Annotated in this window: 24 protein-coding genes and 1 riboswitch; of the genes, 14 read left to right on the top strand and 10 right to left on the bottom strand. The window is 62.4% G+C overall.

Features of this window, described 5'->3' with window-relative positions:
- Nucleotide 1 precedes the first annotated feature (1 nt).
- Nucleotides 2-853 (top strand): HDOD domain-containing protein, encoded by an 852-nt coding sequence (locus K7R21_RS16725; protein WP_224984410.1) that lies wholly within the window; start codon nt 2-4, stop codon nt 851-853.
- On the opposite strand, the gene K7R21_RS16720 is transcribed toward K7R21_RS16725, so the two are convergent.
- From K7R21_RS16720 to K7R21_RS16710, 3 genes are read right to left on the bottom strand one after another with little or no spacing between them, the layout of a single operon-like run.
- A complete protein-coding gene (locus tag K7R21_RS16720; RefSeq protein WP_224984409.1) occupies nt 837-1,826 on the bottom strand; it encodes a PilZ-like domain-containing protein in 990 nt (329 codons plus the stop codon). The two genes, K7R21_RS16725 and K7R21_RS16720, sit on opposite strands and share 17 nt — an antisense overlap.
- A gap of 43 nt (nt 1,827-1,869) precedes the next feature.
- Complete coding sequence (polA, locus tag K7R21_RS16715) at nt 1,870-4,548, bottom strand: DNA polymerase I (protein WP_224984408.1); 2,679 nt, start codon at nt 4,546-4,548, stop codon at nt 1,870-1,872.
- Entirely contained in the window at nt 4,549-4,722 is a 174-nt protein-coding gene (locus K7R21_RS16710) for a DUF4177 domain-containing protein (protein WP_216496832.1), read from the bottom strand.
- Nucleotides 4,723-4,906: 184 nt separating this feature from the next.
- Between K7R21_RS16710 and K7R21_RS16705 the strand changes: the two genes are divergently transcribed.
- Nucleotides 4,907-5,080, top strand: coding sequence for a hypothetical protein (locus tag K7R21_RS16705; protein WP_183345018.1), 174 nt, complete (start codon nt 4,907-4,909; stop codon nt 5,078-5,080).
- 104 nt (nt 5,081-5,184) lie between these two features.
- Nucleotides 5,185-5,607, top strand: a complete 423-nt coding sequence (locus tag K7R21_RS16700; protein WP_224984407.1) for an Hsp20/alpha crystallin family protein — start codon at nt 5,185-5,187, stop codon at nt 5,605-5,607.
- A gap of 3 nt (nt 5,608-5,610) precedes the next feature.
- On the opposite strand, the gene larE is transcribed toward K7R21_RS16700, so the two are convergent.
- The 3 genes from larE to K7R21_RS16685 form a co-directional block, all read right to left on the bottom strand.
- Nucleotides 5,611-6,417 carry an ATP-dependent sacrificial sulfur transferase LarE gene (gene larE / locus K7R21_RS16695; RefSeq protein ID WP_224984406.1) on the bottom strand — a complete coding sequence of 269 codons (807 nt, stop codon included), beginning with the start codon at nt 6,415-6,417 and terminating at the stop codon, nt 5,611-5,613.
- Nucleotides 6,418-6,515: 98 nt separating this feature from the next.
- Entirely contained in the window at nt 6,516-6,974 is a 459-nt protein-coding gene (locus tag K7R21_RS16690; protein WP_224984405.1) for an RrF2 family transcriptional regulator, read from the bottom strand.
- Between the two features lie 111 nt (nt 6,975-7,085).
- Nucleotides 7,086-7,295 (bottom strand): hypothetical protein, encoded by a 210-nt coding sequence (locus K7R21_RS16685; RefSeq protein WP_216509295.1) that lies wholly within the window; start codon nt 7,293-7,295, stop codon nt 7,086-7,088.
- 134 nt (nt 7,296-7,429) lie between these two features.
- Here K7R21_RS16685 and dapF point away from each other — a divergent pair, with 134 nt between their 5' ends.
- The 5 genes from dapF to dtd are packed head-to-tail and all read left to right on the top strand — an operon-like array spanning nt 7,430 to nt 10,557.
- On the top strand, nt 7,430-8,266 hold the full coding sequence (dapF, locus tag K7R21_RS16680; RefSeq protein ID WP_224984404.1) for a diaminopimelate epimerase: 837 nt from the start codon (nt 7,430-7,432) through the stop codon (nt 8,264-8,266).
- Between the two features lie 13 nt (nt 8,267-8,279).
- Nucleotides 8,280-8,717, top strand: a complete 438-nt coding sequence (locus K7R21_RS16675) for an HIT family protein (RefSeq protein ID WP_263630722.1) — start codon at nt 8,280-8,282, stop codon at nt 8,715-8,717.
- On the top strand, nt 8,717-9,568 hold the full coding sequence (locus tag K7R21_RS16670) for a deoxyribonuclease IV (protein WP_224984403.1): 852 nt from the start codon (nt 8,717-8,719) through the stop codon (nt 9,566-9,568). Before K7R21_RS16675 ends, K7R21_RS16670 begins: the two co-directional genes overlap by 1 nt.
- A 24-nt stretch (nt 9,569-9,592) precedes the next feature.
- Nucleotides 9,593-10,111: an O-acetyl-ADP-ribose deacetylase gene (locus tag K7R21_RS16665; protein ID WP_224984402.1), complete on the top strand. Its 519-nt coding sequence runs from the start codon at nt 9,593-9,595 to the stop codon at nt 10,109-10,111.
- Nucleotides 10,108-10,557, top strand: a complete 450-nt coding sequence (gene dtd, locus K7R21_RS16660) for a D-aminoacyl-tRNA deacylase (protein WP_224984401.1) — start codon at nt 10,108-10,110, stop codon at nt 10,555-10,557. Before K7R21_RS16665 ends, dtd begins: the two co-directional genes overlap by 4 nt.
- A 1-nt stretch (nt 10,558) precedes the next feature.
- Here the strand turns inward: dtd and K7R21_RS16655 are convergent, their stop codons facing one another.
- Nucleotides 10,559-10,930 carry a pyridoxamine 5'-phosphate oxidase family protein gene (locus tag K7R21_RS16655; protein WP_224984400.1) on the bottom strand — a complete coding sequence of 124 codons (372 nt, stop codon included), beginning with the start codon at nt 10,928-10,930 and terminating at the stop codon, nt 10,559-10,561.
- A 113-nt stretch (nt 10,931-11,043) separates the two neighbouring features.
- Here K7R21_RS16655 and K7R21_RS16650 point away from each other — a divergent pair, with 113 nt between their 5' ends.
- From K7R21_RS16650 to metX, 5 genes are all read left to right on the top strand, one after another.
- Nucleotides 11,044-11,901 (top strand): TIGR02757 family protein, encoded by an 858-nt coding sequence (locus K7R21_RS16650; protein ID WP_224984399.1) that lies wholly within the window; start codon nt 11,044-11,046, stop codon nt 11,899-11,901.
- A complete protein-coding gene (gene pabB / locus K7R21_RS16645) occupies nt 11,898-13,613 on the top strand; it encodes an aminodeoxychorismate synthase component I (protein WP_224984398.1) in 1,716 nt (571 codons plus the stop codon). The genes K7R21_RS16650 and pabB overlap by 4 nt, the downstream gene beginning before the upstream one ends.
- A 102-nt stretch (nt 13,614-13,715) precedes the next feature.
- Complete coding sequence (locus K7R21_RS16640; protein WP_224984397.1) at nt 13,716-14,579, top strand: NAD(P)-dependent oxidoreductase; 864 nt, start codon at nt 13,716-13,718, stop codon at nt 14,577-14,579.
- On the top strand, nt 14,576-14,746 hold the full coding sequence (locus K7R21_RS16635; protein ID WP_224984396.1) for a hypothetical protein: 171 nt from the start codon (nt 14,576-14,578) through the stop codon (nt 14,744-14,746). The genes K7R21_RS16640 and K7R21_RS16635 overlap by 4 nt, the downstream gene beginning before the upstream one ends.
- 86 nt (nt 14,747-14,832) lie before the next feature.
- Nucleotides 14,833-14,931: riboswitch (SAM riboswitch) on the top strand.
- 100 nt (nt 14,932-15,031) lie between these two features.
- On the top strand, nt 15,032-16,135 hold the full coding sequence (gene metX, locus K7R21_RS16630) for a homoserine O-acetyltransferase MetX (RefSeq protein ID WP_224984395.1): 1,104 nt from the start codon (nt 15,032-15,034) through the stop codon (nt 16,133-16,135).
- Between the two features lie 108 nt (nt 16,136-16,243).
- On the opposite strand, the gene K7R21_RS16625 is transcribed toward metX, so the two are convergent.
- The 3 genes from K7R21_RS16625 to K7R21_RS16615 all read right to left on the bottom strand — a co-directional run bounded on the left by K7R21_RS16625 (nt 16,244) and on the right by K7R21_RS16615 (nt 19,691).
- Complete coding sequence (locus tag K7R21_RS16625; RefSeq protein ID WP_224984394.1) at nt 16,244-17,446, bottom strand: acetate kinase; 1,203 nt, start codon at nt 17,444-17,446, stop codon at nt 16,244-16,246.
- 213 nt (nt 17,447-17,659) lie between these two features.
- Complete coding sequence (locus tag K7R21_RS16620; RefSeq protein WP_224984393.1) at nt 17,660-18,691, bottom strand: endonuclease/exonuclease/phosphatase family protein; 1,032 nt, start codon at nt 18,689-18,691, stop codon at nt 17,660-17,662.
- A 67-nt stretch (nt 18,692-18,758) separates the two neighbouring features.
- Nucleotides 18,759-19,691 (bottom strand): polysaccharide deacetylase family protein, encoded by a 933-nt coding sequence (locus K7R21_RS16615; protein WP_224984392.1) that lies wholly within the window; start codon nt 19,689-19,691, stop codon nt 18,759-18,761.
- A 276-nt stretch (nt 19,692-19,967) separates the two neighbouring features.
- On the opposite strand from K7R21_RS16615, the gene recC reads away from it, so the two are divergent.
- On the top strand, nt 19,968-23,186 hold the full coding sequence (gene recC / locus K7R21_RS16610) for an exodeoxyribonuclease V subunit gamma (protein WP_224984391.1): 3,219 nt from the start codon (nt 19,968-19,970) through the stop codon (nt 23,184-23,186).
- The last annotated feature ends 128 nt before the right edge of the window (nt 23,187-23,314 follow it).

The raw sequence follows: 23,314 nt of genomic DNA, 5'->3' as shown, positions 1-23,314 counted from the left end.
AATGCAAAGCAAACCCTTCGTCGAGATCGTCAAGGAACACCTGGAATCGGAAACGCTCAACCTCCCGGTGTTCCACCCGGTCGCCGTCAAGCTGCAGGCGATCCTGTCGTGCAAGGATTTCACCATCGACCAGGTGGTGGCGTTGATCATCAAGGACCAGGCGCTGACCAGCCAGATCCTTAGGCTCGCCAACTCCGCCTTTTTCAGCGGGCTCGCCAAGGTGACCACCATAACCGACGCGGTGGTGCGGCTGGGGGCACGCGAGATCGCCAGCGTGGCCATGCTCGCCTCCCAGCAAAACAGCTACAACAGCTTCACCCACCCGGAGCTGAAGAGCCAGTCACAGATTCTTTGGAAGCACGCCATCGGCTGTGCCATCGGCACCCGCTGGCTGTGCGAGAAAAGCGGCTATAAGCAGCTCGCGCAGGAAGGGTTCATAGCCGGCCTGCTGCACGACATCGGTAGCCTGCTGATACTCAAGGTGCTGGAGGGGATCGTCAACGCCGACACGGAGCGCAAAGGTGTTTCGCGCGAACTCACCGCGGAGATCATCGCGGCGATGCACACGGAATCGGGTTACCAGATGATGCAGAAATGGAACCTGCCGGACGTCTACTGCACCATCGTGCGCGACCACCACAAGGAACTTACCGACACCGGGGACGTGCTGCTGAGCCTGGTGCGGCTGGTGGATCATGCCTGCAGGAAACTGGGGCTTGGGGGGGCGCCGGAGCCGAACCTGATGCTGGCGGCTACCTTCGAGGCACAAAGCATGGGGATCAAGGAGATCATGCTCGCCGAGTTGGAGATCATGATCGAGGACGCCATGGAGATGGTTACCGCTGCCGCTTGAGAAACTCTACGAATCCCTCGTCGAAGATTCGTTGTACCTCCCACTTTTCACCATGGTCCTTGGCCTGGCGGATGGCCCGCACCTGGCAGCCGATGAAGGCGACCAGGAGGATGAAGGCCAAAGCGATCTGCACGCGCCAGGCGAAGGTCGACATCCCCGGTTCCGGCGACGGCAGCACTCGCGGGGTCTGCTGGGAAAGTTGCAGCAATTGCTGTGCGGATATGTAGCCGATCAGGCGGTCGCGGTCGGCCTCGTCGATCATGCGGTACCGTACCGCGGTGCTGAAGCGGACCTGGTCCGGGAGTTCCCGCACCTCGACCACCTCTCCAACAATTTCAACTATGTGCTGAACGTTGGGGATGTAGATGCTCAGTTCGATCAACTGCCCCACGATCAGCTTCTGGCTGATGTTGATGCGCAGCCCGCCGCCGGAGATATTCGCCGCCACCGGCGGGGTGTCCTTGCGCTTTTCCAGCCGCGCCCGGATCTCCTCCCTGCTGTCCTCGAGTTCCTCCGGTTCTCCCGGCTCCGGGGTCTGGGCCGCGAACTCCATCTCCCGGCGCCGTTGCAACCAGCGCAGCCTCGCGTCCGCCTCGATCTGGGACAGGGGCAACCGGTAGTCCAGGGGAAGGTAGACGTCCTGGCGGTAGTACTCCCTTGGCTCGAAAGGGTAGACCTCCTCGACCAGCCTAAGCGCCAGGCGGTGCTCGATGCTGTCCACCTGCACCAGTACCGCGCGGCAGGTGAGCGCCTCCTCCTGCTCGGGAAGCCCCACGTTCAGGGTCTGGCCGGTCTCGAGCTTGGTCTCCTCGGGAAGTTGGTCGCGGGAGAGGTCGACCAGCAGCAGGTCCTCCTCCAGCGTGGCCACCGTTCCCCATTCGGGAAACCAGCCGCCACCCTCAAGCGGAATCCCCACGCGGATCCGGGTCCCTTCCTGGAAGTATCGCGCGTATTGTTCCAACTCCTGTGCCATAACCCCTCCCTGCCCATCCTCTTCGGCCGCTGACGCGGAAAACTTAGTGCGCCTCGGCCCAGTTTCGGCCGAAATTGAGGTCGACTTTGAGCGGTACCGACAGCTGCAGCGCCCCCTCCATCTCGGTGCGCACCAGCTCCTCCATCAGCTCCCGCTCGTTTTCCGGCACCTCGAACACCAGTTCGTCGTGCACCTGCATGATCAGGCGGCTAGCCACCCGCTCCTCGCACATGCGGCGCGAGACCTTGATCATGGCCGCCTTGATGATGTCGGCAGCCGAGCCCTGGATCGGGTAGTTGGTGGCGTTGCGCTGGGCGAAGGCGCGGATGTTACCGTTTTTGCTGGCGATCTCGGGGATCTGCAATCTTCTCCCGAGGATGGTGGTGACGAAACCGCAGGTCTCGGCTTCGGAGATGCAGCTGTCCAGGAAGCTCCTGGCCCCGGCGTGGCGCTCGAAGTAGCTGTCGATGAAGGCTTTGGCCTGTTTGGCCGGGACGCCCAACTCCTTGGCCAACGAGAATGCCCCCTGGCCGTAGATGACGCCGAAGTTGATCACTTTAGCCTGGCGCCTCATCTCGGGAGTCACCAGTTCCGGGAACATGCCGAACACCTCGGAGGCGGTGCGGCGATGCACGTCCTCACCGGAGGCAAAGGCCTCGCTGAGCACCCGGTCTCCGGAGAGGTGGGCCAGCACCCGCAGTTCGATCTGCGAGTAGTCCGCGGAAAGGATCAGGCTTCCCGGCTCGGCCACGAAGGCGCGCCTGATGTCGCGCCCCTCCGCCCCGCGCACCGGGATGTTCTGCAGGTTCGGGTCGGAGGATGAGAGCCGGCCGGTATTGGTGACCGCCTGGTTGTAGGAGGTGTGCACCCGCCCCGTTCTCGGGTCGACCAGCTTAGGGAGCGCATCGGTGTAGGTCGATTTCAGCTTCGAGATGCTGCGGTACTGCAGCAGCAGCCGCGCCACCTCGTGCTGTTCGGCCAGTCGCTCCAGTTCCTCTACATTCGTGGACCAGCCGGTCTTCCCCTTGGTCTTCTTGCCGACGGCGAGTCCCATGCGCTCGAAGAGCATCTCGCCCAACTGCTTGGGAGAGTTGATGTTGAAAGGGCCGCCACAGTGGTCATGGATCTTCGCCTCCAGCTCGATGAGCTGCTTGCCGAAGCCGGCGGAAAGCTCCTTCATGAGCTCCAGGTCCAGCTTGACGCCGCACAGCTCCATGTCCGCCAGGATCTCCATGAGCGGCATCTCGATGTCGAAGAGAAGCTTTTCCATCCCCTGCTCGCGCACCTTGGGGAGCAGAATCTCGTGCAGCAGGAAGGTGGCGTCTGCGTCCTCGCAGGAGTAGGGGCCGGCGCGGTCCAGGTCCACCTCGGAGAAGTTAAGCTCGCACTTGCCTGTGCCGGCTACCTCGGCATAGGAGATCATGCGGTGGTCCAGGTACTCCAGCGCCAGCGCGTCCAGCCCCTGGCTGTTGCGCGACGGGTTGACCAGGTAGGCGGCCAGCATGGTGTCGCACCAGATGCCGGCGAACTCGATACCCGCTAAGCGCAGCACCTGGTAGTCGTACTTCAGGTTCTGGCCGATCTTCTTACGGGAGGGATCGGCAAGGAGCGGTCCCAAGAGTTCCAGCACCAGTTTCTCGGGAAGCTGTTCCGGGGCGCCCAGGTAGCGGTGCCCGACCGGGATGTAGTAGGCCTCGTGCGAATGGCAGCTCACCGCGTAGCCGACCACAGACGCCTCGTACGGATTCAGGCTGGTGGTCTCCAGGTCAATGGCGAAGGCGGGGGCCTTCTCCAGCTTCGCCACCAGCTCGCGCAGTTCGGCCTCAGTCAGCACCAGGGCGTAGTGGTCGCAGGAAAGGGTGGGCGAACTGGTGAGATCTTTGAGCAGCGTGGCGAAACCGTACTCGCGGAACAGCGCCGCCAGCCGGCGGTTGTCGGGCGGGGTGACCGCGAAGTCATCGATGTTGTACTCGATGGGGACAGCGCAGTCGATGGTGGCCAGGGTGCGGCACAGGCGTGCCTGGTCGGCGAATTCCACCAGCCGCTCGCCGGTCTTCCCCTTCACCTCGCTGGCCCGCGCCAGCAGTTCGTCCAGGGTGCCGAATTCCTGCAACAGCTTCTTGGCGGTCACCTCGCCGACGCCCGGGACGCCAGGGATGTTATCGGAAGTGTCCCCCCAAAGCGCCAGCACGTCGACCACCCGCGCCGGCTCCACACCGAACTTCTCGATCACGTCCGGTATGCCGAAGCTCTTGTCCTTCATGGTGTCCAAAAGGGTCACGTGGTCGGTGACGATCTGCATCAGGTCCTTATCGCCGGTAACGACGACGCAGTCGAGTCCCGCAGCTTCCGCCTTCTTGGCGATGGTCCCGATGATGTCGTCGGCCTCCCAGCCGGAAAGCTCCAGCGCCGGGATGTTGAAGGCGCGCACCATCTGCTTGATCGGCTCGATCTGCTGGGCCAGGTCCTCAGGCATGGCGCTCCGGGTCGCCTTGTAGGCAGGAAAAAGCTCGTTTCTAAAGGTGATCTTGCCGGCGTCGAATACCACGGCCACGTGCGCCGGGGCCCGATCCTTCATGACCTTCAGCAGCATCTGGGTGAAACCGTAGAGCGCGTTAGTGGGGAAACCGTTGGGGGAGCTCAGGTGGCGTATGGCAAAATAGGCGCGGTAGATATAGGAAGAGCCGTCCAGCAAGTACAGTGTTTCTCTCTCGGCCGTCACCTAGTTCTCCTCTTTGGTGAAGACCACGAAGGCCATAGCCGGGCGCTTGCTGGCGTCACGCATGGCGAACTGCATGGCGTCGAATTTCCATCCCTTCCGGGTCCATTCGTTGAGCGCCTCTTCGATGGCATCTTCGGAAACGTGGCTTAGCTCGACGACCTTGTACTGCAGCATAAATACTCCTCACGACTGGGATTTTCCCGGCCATATTATCCGATAAACCCTTATGCTTCAAGGCGAAATGTTCTGTTGCAAAAAAGATCCAAACTGCTATGATTCTCGAAAATAAAAAAAGGGGGTGCAGCAAGTTCAGGCAGTTAGGCATCGGCGTTAACAACCAGGTAAAAGGGGAGCCAGCATGGCACGAGACGAAGAAAAAACCATCGACGAATTGGCACAGCGGATGGAAATCAACCTGGCAATGGACTACGAGAAAAAGGACTTGAAGGCACAAAGGGAGTTGGTCAAACAACACCTCTACGACGGCTCCAAAAAATTGAAGCACACCGTACCCAAAGGGAAGCGGATTTAAATCAGGAGAGGGAAACAACGGGGAGGGGGCTTGAGGAAACGGCTCCCTCCCCTTTAAATTTTGCCTACCATACGCGCCCGGTGGCGCACCAGCGGAGGGAGAAGATGGCGATCGTCAGGTACAACCCGCTCAGCGAACTCAGAAGCATGCAGGACAAGATGAACCGACTGCTGGACCTGGCCTGGACCCGTGAGATCGGTGACGAGATCAGGGAAGGAGTCTGGCATCCGCCGGCAGATGTCTACGAGAGCAACGCGGCGGTGACCATCAAGGTGGAACTTCCCGACCTGGACCTCACCGACATCGAGATCAGGGCGGAGGAGCACACCCTGACCATCAAGGGGGAAAGGAAACACAGCGAGGAGATCAGGAAGGAGAATTTTCACCGCATCGAGCGCTACTTCGGCCCGTTCCAGCGGAGTTTCGCCATCCCCCCCGACTTCGATGCGGCGGGTTTCAACGCCAGCTGCGATTGCGGCGTCCTCACCATCGTCATCCCCAAGACCATCACCGTCGAGATCAGCTGAGGGTCACCCCTCGTTCATGCTACCGGTGCGGTACCCCTGCAGGTCGAGCGACACGTACGTGAAGCCGGCCTGCCGGAAGAAGTCCAGCGTCCGCTGCCGCAAGGCGGGCTCCAGCATCCGCCCCAGCTCCGCCTCCGAGAGCTCGATGCGCGCGCTCTCCTGGTGGAAGCGTACCCGGTACACCCGGAACCCCTCCCCTTTCAGAAATTCTTCGCAACGCTCCACCTGGTGCAGCCTCTGCTCGGTAATCTCGGTGCCGTAAGGAAACCTGCTGGCCAGACAGGCGTAGGACTGCTTGTCCCAGGTAGGGAGACCGAACCGGCGCGACAGTTCCCGGATGTCCGCCTTGGCCAGTTCCGCTTCCAGCAGCGGCGAGCGCACCTTCAATTCGCAGGCGGCCACCCGCCCGGGACGGTAGTCACCCAGGTCGTCGGTGTTGCTGCCGTCGGCGACAAAGGCAAAGCCGAGTTCACGCGCCTTGTCGCTGCAGATCCGGAACAGTTCGCTCTTGCAGTGGTAGCAGCGGTCCTTGGGGTTGTGGCTAAAACCAGGGATCTCCAGTTCGTTAGACTCGACCAGGAGTTGGGTGGCGCCGAGGGAAGCGGCCAAGCGCTTCGCCTCGTTCAGCTCGCTTTCGGGGTAGGTGGGTGAGGTGGCGGTGACGGCCAGGACATTGCCCGTTCCCAGGGTGTCGATGGCCGCCTTGAGCAGAAAGGTCGAATCGACCCCGCCCGAGAAGGCAACCAGGACGGTACCCATCTCGCGCAGGATCTCTTGCAGTTTGGTGTATTTTTGCTGGGGTGATGCCATGGGGCCTCGCGGGACCGCGCCCCGGCCCCCCCCCGCACGTAACAGCCGTTGGTGCCGCCGCGGCTGCAGTCAATCTTTTAATGGGAGCTGCCTGCCGACTAGATGAAGTACATGAAGCGGTGATCCTGCTCCCGCTTGATCCCCATAGCCTCCCCCCGTTCGCACAAGGTCTTCAGGGTGACCGACTCGAAGAACTCGTTGAGCCTGGAGTTGGATTCCTCCCATACGGTCTGGGTCACGCAGCTTCCGTCGAAACCGCACTCACCCTTTCTCCTGCCGGCGCAGTCCACGATGAGGGTATCCCCTTCCGTTGCCTCGATCACGGCGCGCACGGTAATGTCCTCGGGGCTCTTGGCGAGGCAGTACCCCCCTTGGGGACCACGCTTGCTCTTCAGGATGCCGTGCTTTTTCAGCCCCTGGAAGATCTGTTCGAGGTACCGGGGCGAGATGTCCTGGCGCCGCGAGATGTCCTGGATCTGCGCCGGCTGGGACCCGGCGTTGTAGGCGATGTCGAAAAGAGCCCTCAAGCCGTAACGGCTCTTGGTGGAAAGTCTCATGTCTGTATCTCCCGCTGTATGATGGTTAAGCGAGGATACAGTACCACATTTTTCATGTCAAGAATATAAAGAATTGCATGTCCGCATTTACCACTGCGGGCCTGCGCCATATCACCAGTAGCGCTGCGGCGGCTCAACCCGCTCGACCAGGGTGATGGAACCGTCGACCACCTGGAACACGTCGCCGTACATGTTGGTCCACTTGTCACCCTCTTCCAGCGGCATCGGGACCTCGCGGCTACCGAGAAAAACCTCGGCGTCATCGATATAGGCGTACCACTCCAAGTTGCCGTTCATCCAGAGCTTGTTCTTGATTTCCATTAAACCTCCCTGCCTCGTTTTCTCATGATACTACTGAAAAGTATACGCTCCGGTCAAGCACCTCCGGTTTTAGCTTGTTGCCGCAGGCGGTTTTTGTTATTTAGAGAAGATACTTTCCTTGGGGGTCTTTCTCTATGAAATTCACAAAGATGCAGGGTGCCGGCAACGACTACGTCTACGTCAACTGTTTCGAAGTAACTGTTCAGGACCCCGCCGCCGTAGCCGTCAAGGTATCCGACCGCAACTTCGGCATCGGTTCCGACGGTCTGATCCTGATCATGCCCAGTGAGGTGGCCGACGTCAGGATGCGCATGTTCAACTCCGACGGTTCCGAGAGCGAGATGTGCGGCAACGGCATCCGCTGCGTAGCCAAGTACGCCTACGACCACGGCATCGTGGCCAAGAAAGAGATCACCGCGGAGACCGGTGCCGGAATCCTGACCCTGCAGCTTTTCACCGGCACGAACGGCAAGGTGGAAAAGGTGCGCGTCAACATGGGACCGCCCCGGCTAACCCGCAAGGAGATCCCGATGGTCGGCAACCCCGACGAGAAGGTGATCGCCGAGCCGCTCAATATCCTGCACTCCACCTTCAACATCACCTGCGCGTCAATGGGGAATCCCCACTGCGTGATCTTCGTCGATGACGTCGACAACTTCGAGGTGGCGAAGTATGGGCCGCTGATCGAGAACCACGAGCTGTTTCCGCGCCGCACCAACGTCGAGTTCGTGCAGGTGATCTCGCGCACCGAAATCCGCCAGCGCACCTGGGAGCGCGGCGCCGGCGAGACCCTGGCCTGCGGCACCGGTTCCAGCGCGGTCACCGCGGCCTGCGTGCTGAACGGCCTGACCGAGAAGAAGATCCTGAACCACCTGACCGGCGGCGACCTGGAAATGGAGTGGAGCGAGGACGGCAACATCTACATGACCGGCCCCGCGGTAGAAGTCTTCAGCGGCGAGATCGAAATCTAAAAAGGGAATTCCTATGAATTCATGCCCCATCTGCACCAAGTGGCAAGACGATGTGGACCAGCGGGTCATCGAACTGGAACACACCCTGGTTTCGCTGAACCGGGACCAGTTCTTCGCCGGCTACTGCTTCGTCTATACCAAGGACCACGTTACGGAACTGTTCCACCTCTCCGAAACGGTGCGAAACGGCGTCATGGCGGAGGTCTGCGCCGTGGCAGAAGCGCTCTACAACGCCTTCAGCCCAGACAAGATCAACTATGAACTGCTCGGCAACATGGCGCCGCACATGCACTGGCACGTGGTGCCGCGCCGCTCTTCCGATCCGCTTTGGCCGCGCCCGCACTGGAGCGAGCCGCACCAGGAACTGATCCTGAAAAGCAAGGAGTACCGGGCCCGAGTCGAGCTGATCCGAACCCACCTCGGCAAACTGGGCGTCAAGGGGAGGTCGTAATGGATCTATTGGGAGCTCACGTCTCCATCTCGGGCGGCATCCACAACGCCGTCGACCGTGGTGTCGCCTCCGGTTGCGGCGTGATCCAGGTCTTCACCCAGAACTCCAACCAGTGGCGCGGCAAGGCGATTTCCGACGCCGACGCCCAGCTGTTCCGGGACAAGTTCGCGGCCAGCGGCATGAAGAGCGTCATGAGCCACGACATCTACCTGATCAACCTGGCAGCCGCCCCCGGCGACGTGAAGGACAAGAGCCTGATCGCCTTCCGGGAGGAACTGGAGCGCTGCGCCAAGCTCGGCATCGACAAGGTGGTCATGCACCCCGGCTCGCACAACGGCGACGGCGAGGAGGTCGGCATCCGGCGCGTCTGCGAGGCGTTCGACCAGCTCCTGGCCGAGGTGCCGCAGTTCACCGGCAAGGTGCTCCTGGAGAACACCGCGGGCCAGGGGAGTAACCTCGGCTACAAGTTCGAACACCTGAAGGCGATAATGACCGGCTGCGCCGACCCGACCCGCTTCGGCGTCTGCTTCGACACCTGCCACGCTTTCGCCTCCGGCTACCCCATCGCCGACCGGGACGGCTACCGCAAGACCTTCGACGAGTTCGACGCCCTGCTCGGTATCGACAAACTGCTCGCATTCCACCTCAACGACTCCAAGAAAGGGCTCGGCTGCAAGGTGGACCGCCACGAACACATCGGCGCCGGGACGCTCGGGCTGGAGCCGTTCCGCTTCATCCTGAACGACCCGCACTTTGCCCTGGTCCCCAAAGTGATCGAGACCCCGAAAGGGGACGAGGACGAGATGGACGCGGTGAACCTGAAACTTTTGCGGAGCCTGATCGAAAGCTGATCCGGCAACGGCAGGAGGTGCGGCATGGGCGACAAGGTCGACATCGTACAGGGAGATATCATCAAGGTGGCGGTGGACGCCATCGTCAACGCGGCCAACAGCTCGCTTCTAGGCGGGGGCGGGGTGGACGGCGCCATTCATCGGGCGGCCGGCCCAGAACTCCTCGCAGAGTGCCGTACCCTGGGCGGATGCCCCACTGGGGAAGCGAAAATCACCAAGGGATACCGGCTCCCGGCCCGGCACGTAATCCACACGGTGGGGCCGGTCTGGCACGGCGGCAGCCGCGGGGAGGCGGAACAGCTCCGCTCCTGCTACCGCAACTGTTTCAAGTTGGCGCATGACAATGGGCTCGCCAGCATAGCCTTCCCCGCCATCAGCACCGGGGTCTACGGCTATCCCAAGCGCCCGGCCTGCCGCATCGCGCTGGAAGAGGCCAAGGCAGCATTGGCGCAGTATCCGGAACTGGAAAAGATAATTTTCACTGCATTCTCCGCCGAGGACGCAGATATCTATCGGGAAACGATGCAGGAGGTTGGGGCGTGAAGGCGGTAATTCAGCGGGTCAAACGGGCCAGCGTGACGGTGGAAGGAAAGGTGGTCGGCGAGATCGGTCCCGGCGTCCTGGTACTGCTCGGGGTGGAGATAGGCGACACCTGCAAGCAGGCGGACTGGATGGCGGAAAAGATCGTCAACCTGAGAATCTTCTGTGACGACCAAGGGAAAATGAATCTGGCCCTGCCCGACATCAAGGGGGAGATGTTGGCCGTCTCCCAGTTCACCCTGGCAGGCAACTGCTCCAAGGGGAGACGCCCCTCTTTCGATACGGCCGCAGCACCGGAGGAGGCCAACAAGCTGTACAGCTACTTCATGGGACAAGTTTGGGAGCTCGGCGTACCGGTGCAAAGCGGGATCTTCCAGGCCGATATGGAGGTGTCGCTGGTGAACGACGGCCCGGTGACCTTCGTCCTGGAGACCCCGCCCAACCGCTGATTCACATGAGAGGCCGGACCTCGTCGACCTTGAAATAAACCACGCGGGAAACCGCGGCGCTTGCCTGCGGGCTCGCCACCAGTGCGGTTCGCTCCTTGATCTCACCCAGAAGCTCCCCCTCCCCCTTTTCCTCGATCATGGTCAGGCTCAGCCTCCAACCGGAGTACCCCCGCGAGGGCGCCAGGTACAGGTAACTGGCGTGCGGGTTTTGCCTCAAGTTGGCGATGCTGCGCCCTTCGCCGAAGCCCCAGGCGAGGGTCTGGTCATTGACCACGTGCGGTACAGCGAAGACGGCGAGATTCACCACGCCGTTTGCGTCGGCGGTGCCCAAAATGCCGCGGCCGCCTTCCGGAAACAGTTCTGCAAGCTTCATGTGTTCCGCCCCCTTTTCCCTTTAAGCTGATGAAGCAACTATGATAATCTAGCAGGCTCGAACCGATTGTCTACCGCACCGACACCGACGCGGCCGCAGCGAAGGAAAAGCACGTGGAGCTGAAAACCATACTCGAAGCGCTGTACCAGAACCGCTCCCAGGCCCACCTGGCCAACGACCCGCTCTCGTTTTGCCACCGCTACCAAGATCCCCTGGACCAGGAGGTCGCCGGGCTAGTGGCGTCGTCGTTCGCCTACGGCAACGTAAAGATCATCAAGAAGAACCTGGCCGTCATCTTCGAGGCCATGGGCCCCTCCCCGCGCCGCTTCGTGGAACGCTTCGCCCCGAAGCAGGGCAGCCGCGTCTTCGCCGGCTTCAAGCACCGGTTCAACGACACCCGCGACCTCTGTGCTCTGCTCTTGGCCTGCCGGATCATGATCGAGGAGGCCGGCTCAGTCCAGAAGTGGCTGCTGCGCTTTTACAACCCGGCGGACCAGGACCTGACCGGGACCCTTTCCGGGTTTTCCGAGGCGGTCAAGAATCTCGACCTCTCCCCCGTGTTCGGCCCCGGCGGCGTCCCCGCCGATTCCTATTTCCCGTTCTTCTTCCCCTCCCCGGCCTCGGGGAGCGCCTGCAAGCGGCTCTGCATGTATCTCAGGTGGATGGTGCGCCCGGCCGACGGCATCGACCTCGGCATCTGGCACGGCATCTCGCCGGCGCAACTGGTCATCCCGGTCGACGCTCACATCCAGCGCATCTGCCGCTTCCTCGGCTTCACCACCCGCAAGCAGGCGGATTGGCGCATGGCCTGCGAGATTACCCGCGTCCTGCGCGAACTCGACCCGGCCGACCCGGTGAAGTACGACTTCGCCATCTGCCACCTGGGGATCTCGGAAGGATGCGACGGCAAGGACCGTCTTAAGTGTGCCGCCTGCCCTATCGGCGACATCTGCTCGGCGGGACCGACTTGACGCACCCCTTCCCGGCATACCTGCACGGCTTCGCCTTCACCGGCCAGGTCGGCGAGATCGTCGCCCTCACCCCGGAGGAGGTACAGCCCGCGTTCGAGGAGTTGCAGCGCCATCTTGCCGCCGGGCTGCATGCGGCTGGCTTGATCTGCTACGAGGCCGCCAGCGCCCTCAACGACGCACTCACCACCCCGCCGGCGCACCCGATGCCGCTCTTGTGGTTCGGCCTCTTCACCGAGCGCAGGGCCGAGACGTTTCCGCGTCACGACGCCCCTTTCCACTGTTCAGGATGGGAGACGGCGCCGGGATGGGAGGGATACCGCGAGTCCGTGAAGGCGATCAGGGAACTGATCGCCGCCGGTGACAGCTACCAGGTCAACTACACCGTGAGGCAGCGCTTCTTCTTAGCCGGCTGCCCCCGTTCCTTCTTCAGCTACCTCTGTCGCAGCCAGCCCACTCCTTACAACTGCTACCTCGAGTGCGGCAGATGGCGCGTCCTGTCCGCCTCGCCGGAGTTGTTCTTCTCCCTCTCCGGCGGCAGGCTGGTCACCCGTCCCATGAAGGGGACCGCCCCGCGCGGCCGCTGGTACGCGGAGGACCTGGCCCGCAAGGAGCAGCTACGGCGGAGCCCGAAGGAATTGGCGGAGAACCTGATGATCGTCGACCTGCTGCGCAATGACATGGGGATGGTGTCCGAGACCGGCTCGGTCCGGGTGGAGTCGCTTTTCGACGTGGAGAGCCATCCGACCGTGCACCAGATGACGTCGACCATCGAGTCGCGAGTCCGCGCGGGAGTTACGCCACTGGAGCTCTTCCAGGCGCTGTTTCCCTGCGGGTCGGTGACCGGTGCACCCAAGAGACGGAGCATGGAGATCATCGCCGAACTGGAGCGGGAAGCCCGCGGCCTGTACACCGGCTGCCTCGGCTATTTCTCCCCCGGTGGCGAGGCGCTCTTCAGCGTGGCAATCCGCACCGCGGTCATTGACGGCGAGACCGGGCGCGGCGAGCTAGGCATCGGCAGCGGCATCACCTACGACTCCCAGCCCGAGGCCGAACACCGGGAGTGCCTGGACAAGAGCGCCTTCATCCGAAAACGGCCGCCGGAATTCCACCTGATCGAGTCGCTGCTGCACGATGAGCGGGGCTACTTCCTGCTGGAGCGGCACCTGGAGCGTCTGGAACGCTCGGCCCGCTATTTCGCCTTCCCCATCGCCGACGGCGCCGCGCTGCGGGCCCTGGAGGAAATTGCCGCGGGGCTTTCCCCTTCGGTGCGCCACAAGGTGCGCCTGTTGCTCTTTGAGGATGGCCGCCTCAGCTGCGAAGCGGCACCGCTCCCCGAGGCGGCGCCTGAAGCGAAGGCCGCCTTCGCTCGACAGCGTGTCGATTCCGGAGACATCTTCCTCTACCACAAGACCAGCCGCCGGGACCTGTTTCACCAGGAGCTTGCTGCCCGACCCGACCTGGACGAGGTGATCTTCGAGAACGAGCGGGGCGAAGTGACCGAGGGAGCCTACAGCAACGTGATCGCCGTCGTCGACGGCAGGCACTACACACCCCCGCTTGCCTGCGGGCTCCTCCCGGGCACCCTGCGCGAAGAACTGCTGGCCCAGGGGGCGATCGAGGAACGGGTCCTGAAAAGGAATGACCTGGCACGGGCCGAGGCGGTTTTTCTGGTAAACTCGGTGCGCGGGTGGCGGCGAGTGAGGCTTCAATGAGAGGACAAGCTGCGCCCCCCTCCCAGCCTCCCCCCTCCAGGGGGAGGGGAATGGACTGCCGATACTAATCTGGCTACATCACATGTAGAAGGAGGATGAAACATGGAAACGTACGGCTTTTTAGGCTTGGGCATCATGGGAAGCGCCATGGCCAAGAATCTCATCAAGGCGGGCTTCAAGGTCAAGGTCTGGAACCGCTCACCGGCTAAATGCGAGGAGTTCGCGGCACTCGGGGCAGCCGTCGCGGCGACGCCGGCGGAGGTCACCTCATCCTGCGCCATCACCATCGCCATGCTGGCCGACCCGGCCGCAGCCCACGATGTCTGCTTCGGCCCGCAGGGGGCCCTGGAAGGGATCGGCGCGGGACGGGGCTATGTGGACATGTCCACCGTTGACGCCGCCACGGCCCAGGAGATTGCCGCGGCGGTCACCGCCAAGGGGGGGAGATTCCTGGAGGCACCCGTCTCCGGGAGCAAGAAACCTGCGGAGGAAGGCACCCTCATCATCCTCGCCGCCGGCGACCACGGCCTCTTCGACAAGACCATGCCGCTCTTCGAGAAGATGGGGAAGAAGAGCCTGTTCCTGGGCGAAGTGGGACGCGGAGCCGAGATGAAGCTCATCGTCAACATGGTCATGGGCGGCATGATGACCATCTTCTGCGAAGGACTCGCCCTCGCTGAGAAAGCTGGTCTCGCCAGCGCGGACCTTCTGGACGTGCTCGACTCCGGCGCGTTGGCCAACCCGATGTTCAAGTTGAAGGGGGCCCAGATGACGCAGGGGATGTTCGATCCCGCCTTCCCGCTCAAACACATGCAAAAGGACATGCGCCTGGCCGTGGCCTTGGGCGATACTCTGAACCAGCCGTTGGCGTCCGCCGCGGCAGCCAATGAGAGCTTCAAGAGGGCCAAGGGGATGGGTCTCGCCGACCGAGACTTCTGCGCGGTCCTGAAGGCGATCGCCTCATGAAGAAGCTTCTCTCCTTTGCCGGCGTCACGCTTGTCACCAGCGCGTTGCTGGACCCGTTGATCCAGTCCGGCCTGGACAAACCGGTTCCCTGGCTGCGCGATATCGGCATGCTCGTGGCAGGGGTGGCTTGCCTGTACATCCTGATCAAATACCACCGGCAGTTGTAGCGGTAGTTGTGAACCTGGGGCTCAGTTTGCCGTTGACAAATAAGAGTGGCTCCCTTATTCTGCACCGAAAATTGAATAGAAAGACCTGCTTATCTAGAGTGGTGGAGGGAAAGGCCCTGCGAAGCCACAGCAACCGGTCCATTGGGCGACAGGTGCTAAATCCTGCCGAAAGGCGAAGATGAGAAAGGCGCTTTTAGTTATTTGTCACACCCGAAAAGCCCCTTCTCACACAGAGATGGGGCTTTTTTCGTGCCGCCCAACGGCACCCGAAAGTACGAGAGAGATATGTCCTACGGCATTGTGACAGAACAGATCGCCACCTTCGACACCGAACTGCGCCTCGAGAGTGGCCGTATCCTCGGGCCGATCGATATCGCCTACGAGACCTACGGCACCCTCAATGAGGATCGCTCCAACGCCATCCTGGTGACCCACGCCTGGACCGGCAGCGCGCACCTGGCGGGCCGCTACAGCGAAGACGAGAAGCGCGCCGGCTGGTGGGACGATATCGTTGGCCCGGGCTGCCTGCTCGACACCGATCGCTACTTCGTCATCTGTTCCAACGTTATCGGTTCCTGCTTCGGCTCCACCGGCCCGACCTCCATCAACCCCAAGACCGGCAAGCGCTACAACCTCGCCTTCCCGGTGATCACGGTGCGGGACATGGTCAAGGCCCAGGCGTTGCTCATGGACCGGCTCGGTATCGAGAAACTTTTCTGCGTCTTGGGTGGCAGCATGGGAGGGATGCAGGCCCTTGAGTGGACCACCCAATACCCGGACCGCGTAGCCTCGGCGGTAGTGCTGGCCACCACGCCGCGCCCGTCGGCACAGGCGATATCGCTGAACGCGGTGGCGCGCTGGGCCATATTCAACGATCCCACGTGGAAGAAGGGGGAGTACCGCAAGAACCCAAAGGACGGACTGGCGCTCGCCCGCGGCATCGGCCACATTACCTTCCTTTCCGATGAATCAATGACCGCCAAGTTCGGTCGCCGCTTCTCGGCCCGCGACGGTCAGTTCGACTTCTTCGGGCAGTTCGAGGTCGAGCGCTACCTCAACTACAACGGCTACAACTTTGTCGATCGCTTCGACGCCAACTCCTTCCTCTACTTGGCCAAGGCACTCGACCTCTACGACGTCGCCGCCGGTTGCGAGTCCCTGGAGGAGGCCTTCGAGCCGATCAAGGCGCCGATCCAGTTCTTCGCCTTCACCTCCGATTGGCTCTACCCCCCGGCGCAGACCGAGGAGATGGCGGTCTCGCTCCAGAAGCTGGGCAAGCCGGTTGAGTACCACCTGATCACCTCCGCCTACGGCCATGACGCGTTCCTGCTCGAACACCAGACCTTCACGCCGATGGTGCAAACCTTCCTGGACGGCATCAAGCTGTAGGCCCTTGTCCACTCGCCCTCTCCCCTTGGGAGAGGGGACACACCCAATAAAAAGGGCGGATGATTAAGAATCATCCGCCCTTCGTTGTTTCATTTCCGCAGTTACCCGCTATTGCCACCCCATGATGGCAGCAACGTCCTCGTTCAGCACCATGTCCTCGCCGCTTGGAACCACGAAGACCTTCACCCTGGAGCCGTCCGCACTGATCAGCATCTCCTTGCCCCCCTTGAGGGCCTCCTCGTCCCGTTTCAGGTCCACCTCGATACCGAACGGGCTCATCTCCTGGAGTGCCATGCCGCGCACCGGCCAATCCTCCCATCCCTCGCCGTAGGTGAAGACAATGGCGTCCGGCTTCCCGGTCACGGCGATGTAGGCGCCGAGGTATTTTCTCAGCCGGTAGGATTCCATGTCGAGCGCGAGCTGGCAGCGGGCGTCACCCACCACCGCCTCGTCAACGACCGTCCGCCGGCTGACCCTGCGCCCCACAATACCGGCCAGGCCGCTCTTCTGGTTCAGGAACAGGTCGAGCTCCGTCACAGAGACACCCGCCTCGTTGGCCATGAACGGGATGATGCCGGGATCGATGTCCCCGCAGCGCGTTCCCATCATGACGCCCTCCAGCGGGGTGAGCCCCATGCTGGTATCTACGGATTCCCCGTTTTTAACCGCGCACAGCGATACACCGTTACCGGTGTGGATGGTGACGATGTTGGCCTTCTCCAGCGGCACTCCTACCAACTCGGCGCCTCTTCTGGCGGCATGCAGGTGGGACTGGCCGTGGAAGCCGTAGCGCCTGACGCCGTGCTTTTGGTACCACTCGTAGGGGAGCGGGTACATGTAGGCGGGCTCGGGCATGGTCTGGTGGAAGGCGGTATCGAAGATGGCAACCTGGGGCAGCTCCGGGAGAAGCTCCTGTGCCGCGCGGATCCCGGCGAGGTTGGGGATGTTGTGCAGCGGGGCGAGGGTCGCCACCTCTTTGATCGCCTCGACCACGTTTTCGTCGATCAGCACCGATTTGGTGAAACGCTCTCCCCCGTGCACCACGCGATGCCCGATGGCCTTGATATCGGCGGCACCGGAGATCAAACCTTCCCCGACCAGGGTGTCCAGGATCAGCCGCAGTGCATCCTTATGGTCCGCGCATTCCCCTTCCAGGTGCTTCGCATCCGCGCCGGGAACCCGGTGGGTGAGGAAGGAATCCCCGACTACGATCCTTTCCACCATGCCGGTGGCCATGACGGTCTGGTCGCCCCAGTTGTAGAGTTGGTACTGCGCCGAGAACCTACGGCAGTTGAGGGTGAGAATCAGCATGCTGCTAAACTCCGATCCGGGCAGGAGAAAGCTCAGCCGTGCCCGCTGCTATTTGCGTATCACCGGAAGTGGTGCCGGGATGTCAGCTACGATTCGTGTGGAGAGTATGATCGGTGGGATGCCGCGGTCTTCACGGTCTCGCATTGACGGAAGGTCCATAACTAGCACTATCTGTTGAAAAGTGCAAATAGTAACGGGTATGACAAAAGGAAACTAACGGGAATCACTGAGGATGAAGTCCGCTATGACGGGGCGGTGATCCGAAGCCCTGCTGGTACCGACCCAGCAGTTCTGGGCCTTGATTCCCGGCGTGGTCATGATGTGATCGATGCGCATCCAGGACGCTCTCAGCCAGGGTACCTTGTTCCTGAGCAGGAAATGCCCGTAGGTGTACCCGTATCCCCGCCCCGCCTGTGCGAACGCGTCGGTCAGGCCGGCTTTCCTCAGGGCCTCACATACCAGCGAATGGTCCGGCGAGTTGAAGTCGCCGGCCACCACGACCTCCCCCTTTTCCTGCGCCAAGTACCCGGACACCGCCTGGGCCTGCCTGAGGCGCGTGTTCACGTTAGCCTCGAAACGGTCGATGGCCTTGGGGATGTACCATGCGCCCCGGCGCGCCTTGCGGAAGGCGTTGAGGCCTCTTCTGGGGGTCTTGAAGTGGACGTTGTAGAGGGAGATGTCGCGAGAACCGACCTGCACCCGGCAACGCAGGAACGATTCGCCCTTTCTCTCGTGGTAGGGGAGATCATGCACCTCGACATTGGAGATGGGAAGCCTGCTGGCTACGACGTACTGCCCTTCGTTGTAGATCTGCCAGCCGGCGAGGTAGTCCGCCAGCGGCCCGTCCCCGGCATCCACGGCGTCCTGGAACAGGACGATGTCCGGGCGGCTCCTGGACAGTTCCTCGATGAGCGGCATCAGGTCGCGTTTGCCATACTTTACGTTCCAGGTCATCACCCGCAGCGTCTGCGGCGAATTCGCCCATGCCTTGCGCGGAGCCCAGTGCCAGTCCATGATGGGCCCCACAACCCACAACACTCCGAGAAGTGGCACCCACACCAGGATTTTCGCGTTGCGAAAGGCTGCCATGGTCAGTAAGAGCCCCGGCACGACCCATATGATTTGGGGTAGGTAAAAGTTCAAGGCGCCCACCCAGAAACGATCCGGGCCGGCCCAGTTGAGAATTGTGATGGCGGCCAGCAACAGCACGTAGGCCGCGTTCAGTCCGAGGAGCCAGTTGAACATATCCATCCGCCTGCCTTTCAAGGCGCCGGGGCTGTTACGTCCTGTCCCCGGCGCGCCCCTGCCAACCTCAAGGCTTGCACATGCTCTTGTTCCAAAAGCAGGCCACCTCTTGAGGCAGTTGGTGCCAATACTGCCCTTCGTACTCCGTCCTGATATGGTCCAGCAGTTCCCGGTACATTTCGTGAGGATACTCGTCATACCCGACGGTGCCATCGAAACTCATGTAGTCGGGGTGGGTGATCAGCAGGGCCATGCCGCCGTGCTCAGCGATCCAGCGCAGTTTCTCCTTCCAGATGTTGATGTCTTTCTCCCGAAACAGGATGAACACCGTAAAGTCCTGGGGGAGGGTGTAGGGGAGCACCACGTATTCCCTTCCCGGGACCTTGGTCTGGCGCACCGGGAAGATCGTTTTCAGTCCATCCGACTGGGGCTCGAAAGGGTCTGTATCGAAAGCCGACGCCTCGTAGATGATATCCAGCTGGTGCAGCCATTCGAAGTTGTGGTAGACGCACGGAGAACGAAAGCCGACGGCTCCCCACTCCTTCAGGTAGCTGTTGATCTTCACGGCATGCTGCTCGAAGGTCTCAGCCGACTCGTAAAGCTTCCTGTTGTGCTCCAGGCCGTGCACCCCTACCTCGAAACCTTGATTGACCAGCTTTTTCCGCAAGGCAGGAGGGAGATGGTAGTCATACGCGACGAAATTGAACGAGGAGCGAAAGCCGAGTTCCTGCTCGATGGCCATGAGCTGTTCGCACCGTGCCACTCCGCGGGCCGTGTCCACATCGTGGGTCAGCACCACGGCAAAGCGTCTTCCCTGCGGCCACCCCGGGAACCCTGGAGGCGTCACGCCAGCTTCCCGATCTATAGGCCAGACATTCTGAAAGATATACCGTTTGTACTTTGCCACCACGCTGCGCAGCATGATCTGAAACCGACGTGACATCCAAGGCTTCAATCGGTAATAAGCGCGTGCGAGGGCCTCTTCGATGAAGGGCTTCATGACTTCTCCTTTGCATGTCGCACAGGCCTCGATTATTGGGCCGGTGGGTTGTCGGTGAAGAAGGGAAACCATACAAAAGTGTAAATTAATTAGTAAACACAAAGACAAAATATATCCAAAGCGGTGCGCAATGCAAGCAATTGCCAACGACGCCCCCCCTCCGCCGGCGTCTTTTCACCGAGACAGCTGCGGGAGGATATGATATGTTTTGCCATCCGCGGGGCCGGCCTCTCCTCCCCCCGGAAATCCCCGCACGCCCCCGCACCACGAGGACCGATGCCGCTGTACATCCACACCAGCAACCTGATGGAACACCTGGTGGACGGCCTGGAGAAGGTGGTCCGCGCGCCGCGTCGCGCGCCCTGCCACCCGTTCGACAAGGAACTGATCGTGGTGCAGAGCAAGGGGATGCAGCGCTGGCTTTCCATGGAACTGGCGGCGAGGATCGGCGTCTGGGCCAACGGCGAGTTCCTCTTTCCCAACCGTTTCGTGGAGCGGGTCTTCGCCAAGGTATTGCCCGACGCACCCGAGGAAGCGCCCCTGTTCTCCCCAGAGGTGATGACCTGGCGCATCCTGGGGCTTTTGCGGGAGGCAACGGGACAACCCGGATTTGAGGAGATCGCAGCATACCTCTCCGATGACGCCGATGGCCTCAAAAGGATGCAGCTCGCCCAGCGCGTGGCGGACACCTTCGACCGCTACACCGTCTACCGTCCGGAAAAGCTCCTGGAGTGGGAACAAGGGAAGGAAGACCACTGGCAGGCGCAGCTCTGGCGCGCTCTAACGGCTGACGTCACGCAGAAACATCGCGCTCGCCTGTTGCAGGAGTTCCGCAAGGCGCTGGACGGCGGCCGGCTCCCGGATCGGCGGCGCATCTCCGTCATCGGCATCCCGTCACTGCCCCCCTTCCACCTCGAGGTCCTGGCCCGCCTTGCCCAGCACGCCGAGGTGAACCTGTTCCTGTTGAACCCCTGCCGCCAGTACTGGGGCGAGATCGTCTCCGAACGCGAGCTGGCACGCCTGGAGAAGCAGGGAGACGGAGCGGAGCAGTGGTACGAAACGGGCAATCCCCTGCTTGCCTCCTGGGGGAAGCTGGGCCGCGACTTCTTCGACGCCATCATCGACGGTTGCGGCGAGCACGAGAGGCTGGACAGCTTTTCCGAACTGCCGCAAGGCTCGCTACTGCACGAGGTCCAAGCCGACATCGTGGAATTGCGCGGCGCCGACGCGGGGGCGCGCCAACTCGCGGCCGGCGATCTCTCGCTCCAGGTGCACTCCTGCCACTCCCCCATGCGCGAAGTAGAGGTACTCTACGACACGCTGCTTTCGATCTTCGATGCCGCCCCGTCCCTGTCGCCGCGCGACGTGCTGGTGATGACCCCGGACATCGAAAGCTACGCCCCCTATATTTCCGCCGTCTTCGGCAACCCGGAATCCGGAGCCGAGCGCATCCCCTACTCCATCGCGGACAGAAGCCTCAAGAACGAGGGCGAGGCGGCCCAGGTCCTTCTGTCCATCCTTGGCCTGTGCGGAGGGCGCTACGGCGTGGCCACCGTGCTGGACATCCTGGAATCGGCGCCGGTCGCTCGGCGTTTCGGTCTGAACGAGGACGAACTGGAGACGGTGCGTGACTGGCTCAGGGGGGCCAACATCAGGTGGGGCATCGACGCCGGCCAGCGTGCCGAGCACGGTGTCCCTCCCTTCCACGAGAACTCCTGGTCGGCGGGGCTGGACCGGCTGCTCCTGGGCTACGCCATGAACGGCGACGGGCGCTCCTTCTACAAAGACATCCTTCCTTTCGACGACATGGAGGGGGGCGTGGCACTGGTGCTGGGACGCTTTCTCTCCTTCTGCGAAAAACTGTTCGCCGAGACCCAGGCCCTTTCCCGTCCCCGGCCGGCTGCGGAATGGGTACCGGTCTTGCGCCGCATCCTGGATGATTTCATACTCCCGGACCAGGAGGGAGAGCGCGAACTCCTCTCCCTGATCGAGATCGTGAAGAACCTGGGTGAATGCGGCAGCCAGGCCGGCTTCGAGGATGAGATCGGCCTCGAGGTGGTGCGCTACTGGGTGGAGCAGCAGCTCGGCAGTTCGGAGCGAGGCCTTGGCTTCCTGACCGGCGGGGTCACCTTCTGCGCCATGCTCCCGATGCGCAGCATCCCGTTCCCGGTGGTAGCGCTGATCGGCATGGACGAGGGGCAGTTCCCGCGCAAGAACCCGGCGCAAGGTTTCGACCTGATGTCCAGGGAGCGCCGCCCCGGCGACCGCTCCCCGCGCGACGAGGACCGCTACCTGTTCCTGGAGGCGCTCCTCTCCGCCCGCAAGCGGCTGCACATAAGCTACGTGGGGCAAAGCATCAAGGACAACGCCGAACTGCCGCCATGCGTGCTGGTGAGCGAGCTGCAGGATTACCTGGCCAGATGCTTTGTGACGCCGGAAGGAGTGCCGGCAGGGACCGCACAGCGCCACCCGCTGCAGCCGTTCAGTCCCCGGTACTTTACCGGCACTAACGACCTCTTCAGCTACTCGCAGCAAAACTGCGCCGGTGCCCAGGCAAAACTGCTCCCTCCCGCCCCTGCCGCACCGTTTTTGGCCACCCCCCTGCCGCCGTGGGAGGAGGCGTCAACCGTCACCCTGAAGGCGCTGATCGACTTCCTGTGCAACCCGTCCAAGGAGCTGTTGCGGCGCCGGCTCGGCGTCCGGATCGTGGAGGGGGACGACCCGCTGGAAGAGGTGGAACCGTTCGCGCTCGATTCGCTGGAGAAGTATCAACTGGAGCAGGAGATCGTGGCAGCGGTGCTGCGCGGTGAGGAACTTGAGGCCCCCTTCGCCGTCGCCTGCGCCCGCGGCGATCTCCCCCCCGGGGTCTGCGGCGCGGCGTTGTACCAGAAGCTGGGCGACCCGGCGGCGGAATTCGCCGGCAAGGTGACCGAAGTCTGCACCGGCACCCCGCTCCCCGCTTTGGACATCGACCTGAAGTTTCCCGCCGGGCGCATCATCGGCCGACTGGAGAACCTGCGCGCCGACAGGATGGTGCGCTATCGCTACACCGACCTGAAGCCGAAGGACCAGTTGCGGCTCTGGGTGGAGCACCTGGTGCTCAACTGTGCGCAGGTCGAGGGTTACCCGGTGCAAAGCACCTTCGTCGCGGCCAAGAGCACCGTCCACCTCCCCGCCATCGAAGAAAGCGAACAGCACCTGAACCGGCTCCTGGAGCTCTACCAGAAGGGGATGAGCCAGCCCCTCAAGTTCTTCCCCGACACCTCGTTCGAGTACGTCAAAAACGCCCGTGAGCCCAAGAATGCCGCCAAGGCTCTCGGCGCCGCCAAAGCGGCGTGGCGCGGCAGCGAGTACAAGAAGGGAGACGTCCAGGACGAGTACTGCCGCCGCTGCTTCGGCGAGGATCCCCCTGTGGACGAGGAGTTCCAGGCCCTGGCCCGCAAAGTCTGGGATCCGCTCCTGGACAACCTGGTCAAGAGCGGCAAGAAGAAGTAGGTCGCCCCCCTATCCCCTCTCCCCATCGGAGAGGGTGGCCGGAGGCCGGGTGAGGGCTACGCCACGAAGGGAAAATAGTGCCTGATGCAACGCCCTCACCCCGACCCTCTCCCGGAGGGAGAGGGAGG

Origin of the sequence: Geomonas agri (assembly GCF_020179605.1) — a bacterium.
Lineage (GTDB): Bacteria > Desulfobacterota > Desulfuromonadia > Geobacterales > Geobacteraceae > Geomonas > Geomonas agri.
This window is presented reverse-complemented; position numbering and strand designations above follow the sequence as displayed.

Excerpts from the sequence above, each read along its gene's own strand:
- K7R21_RS16690 (WP_224984405.1), bottom strand. The coding sequence starts at position 6,974 with ATGAGACTTTCCACCAAGAGCCGTTACGGCTTGAGGGCTCTTTTCGAC.
- K7R21_RS16615 (WP_224984392.1), bottom strand. The coding sequence starts at position 19,691 with ATGAAGCCCTTCATCGAAGAGGCCCTCGCACGCGCTTATTACCGATTG.
- K7R21_RS16700 (WP_224984407.1), top strand. The coding sequence starts at position 5,185 with ATGGCGATCGTCAGGTACAACCCGCTCAGCGAACTCAGAAGCATGCAG.
- K7R21_RS16705 (WP_183345018.1), top strand. The coding sequence starts at position 4,907 with ATGGCACGAGACGAAGAAAAAACCATCGACGAATTGGCACAGCGGATG.
- recC (WP_224984391.1), top strand. The coding sequence starts at position 19,968 with ATGCCGCTGTACATCCACACCAGCAACCTGATGGAACACCTGGTGGAC.
- K7R21_RS16675 (WP_263630722.1), top strand. The coding sequence starts at position 8,280 with ATGAATTCATGCCCCATCTGCACCAAGTGGCAAGACGATGTGGACCAG.
- metX (WP_224984395.1), top strand. The coding sequence starts at position 15,032 with ATGTCCTACGGCATTGTGACAGAACAGATCGCCACCTTCGACACCGAA.
- K7R21_RS16655 (WP_224984400.1), bottom strand. The coding sequence starts at position 10,930 with ATGAAGCTTGCAGAACTGTTTCCGGAAGGCGGCCGCGGCATTTTGGGC.
- K7R21_RS16625 (WP_224984394.1), bottom strand. The coding sequence starts at position 17,446 with ATGCTGATTCTCACCCTCAACTGCCGTAGGTTCTCGGCGCAGTACCAA.
- K7R21_RS16635 (WP_224984396.1), top strand. The coding sequence starts at position 14,576 with ATGAAGAAGCTTCTCTCCTTTGCCGGCGTCACGCTTGTCACCAGCGCG.
- K7R21_RS16640 (WP_224984397.1), top strand. The coding sequence starts at position 13,716 with ATGGAAACGTACGGCTTTTTAGGCTTGGGCATCATGGGAAGCGCCATG.
- larE (WP_224984406.1), bottom strand. The coding sequence starts at position 6,417 with ATGGCATCACCCCAGCAAAAATACACCAAACTGCAAGAGATCCTGCGC.
- K7R21_RS16670 (WP_224984403.1), top strand. The coding sequence starts at position 8,717 with ATGGATCTATTGGGAGCTCACGTCTCCATCTCGGGCGGCATCCACAAC.
- K7R21_RS16710 (WP_216496832.1), bottom strand. The coding sequence starts at position 4,722 with ATGCTGCAGTACAAGGTCGTCGAGCTAAGCCACGTTTCCGAAGATGCC.
- K7R21_RS16725 (WP_224984410.1), top strand. The coding sequence starts at position 2 with ATGCAAAGCAAACCCTTCGTCGAGATCGTCAAGGAACACCTGGAATCG.
- dapF (WP_224984404.1), top strand. The coding sequence starts at position 7,430 with ATGAAATTCACAAAGATGCAGGGTGCCGGCAACGACTACGTCTACGTC.
- K7R21_RS16685 (WP_216509295.1), bottom strand. The coding sequence starts at position 7,295 with ATGGAAATCAAGAACAAGCTCTGGATGAACGGCAACTTGGAGTGGTAC.
- K7R21_RS16665 (WP_224984402.1), top strand. The coding sequence starts at position 9,593 with ATGGGCGACAAGGTCGACATCGTACAGGGAGATATCATCAAGGTGGCG.
- K7R21_RS16720 (WP_224984409.1), bottom strand. The coding sequence starts at position 1,826 with ATGGCACAGGAGTTGGAACAATACGCGCGATACTTCCAGGAAGGGACC.
- K7R21_RS16620 (WP_224984393.1), bottom strand. The coding sequence starts at position 18,691 with ATGTTCAACTGGCTCCTCGGACTGAACGCGGCCTACGTGCTGTTGCTG.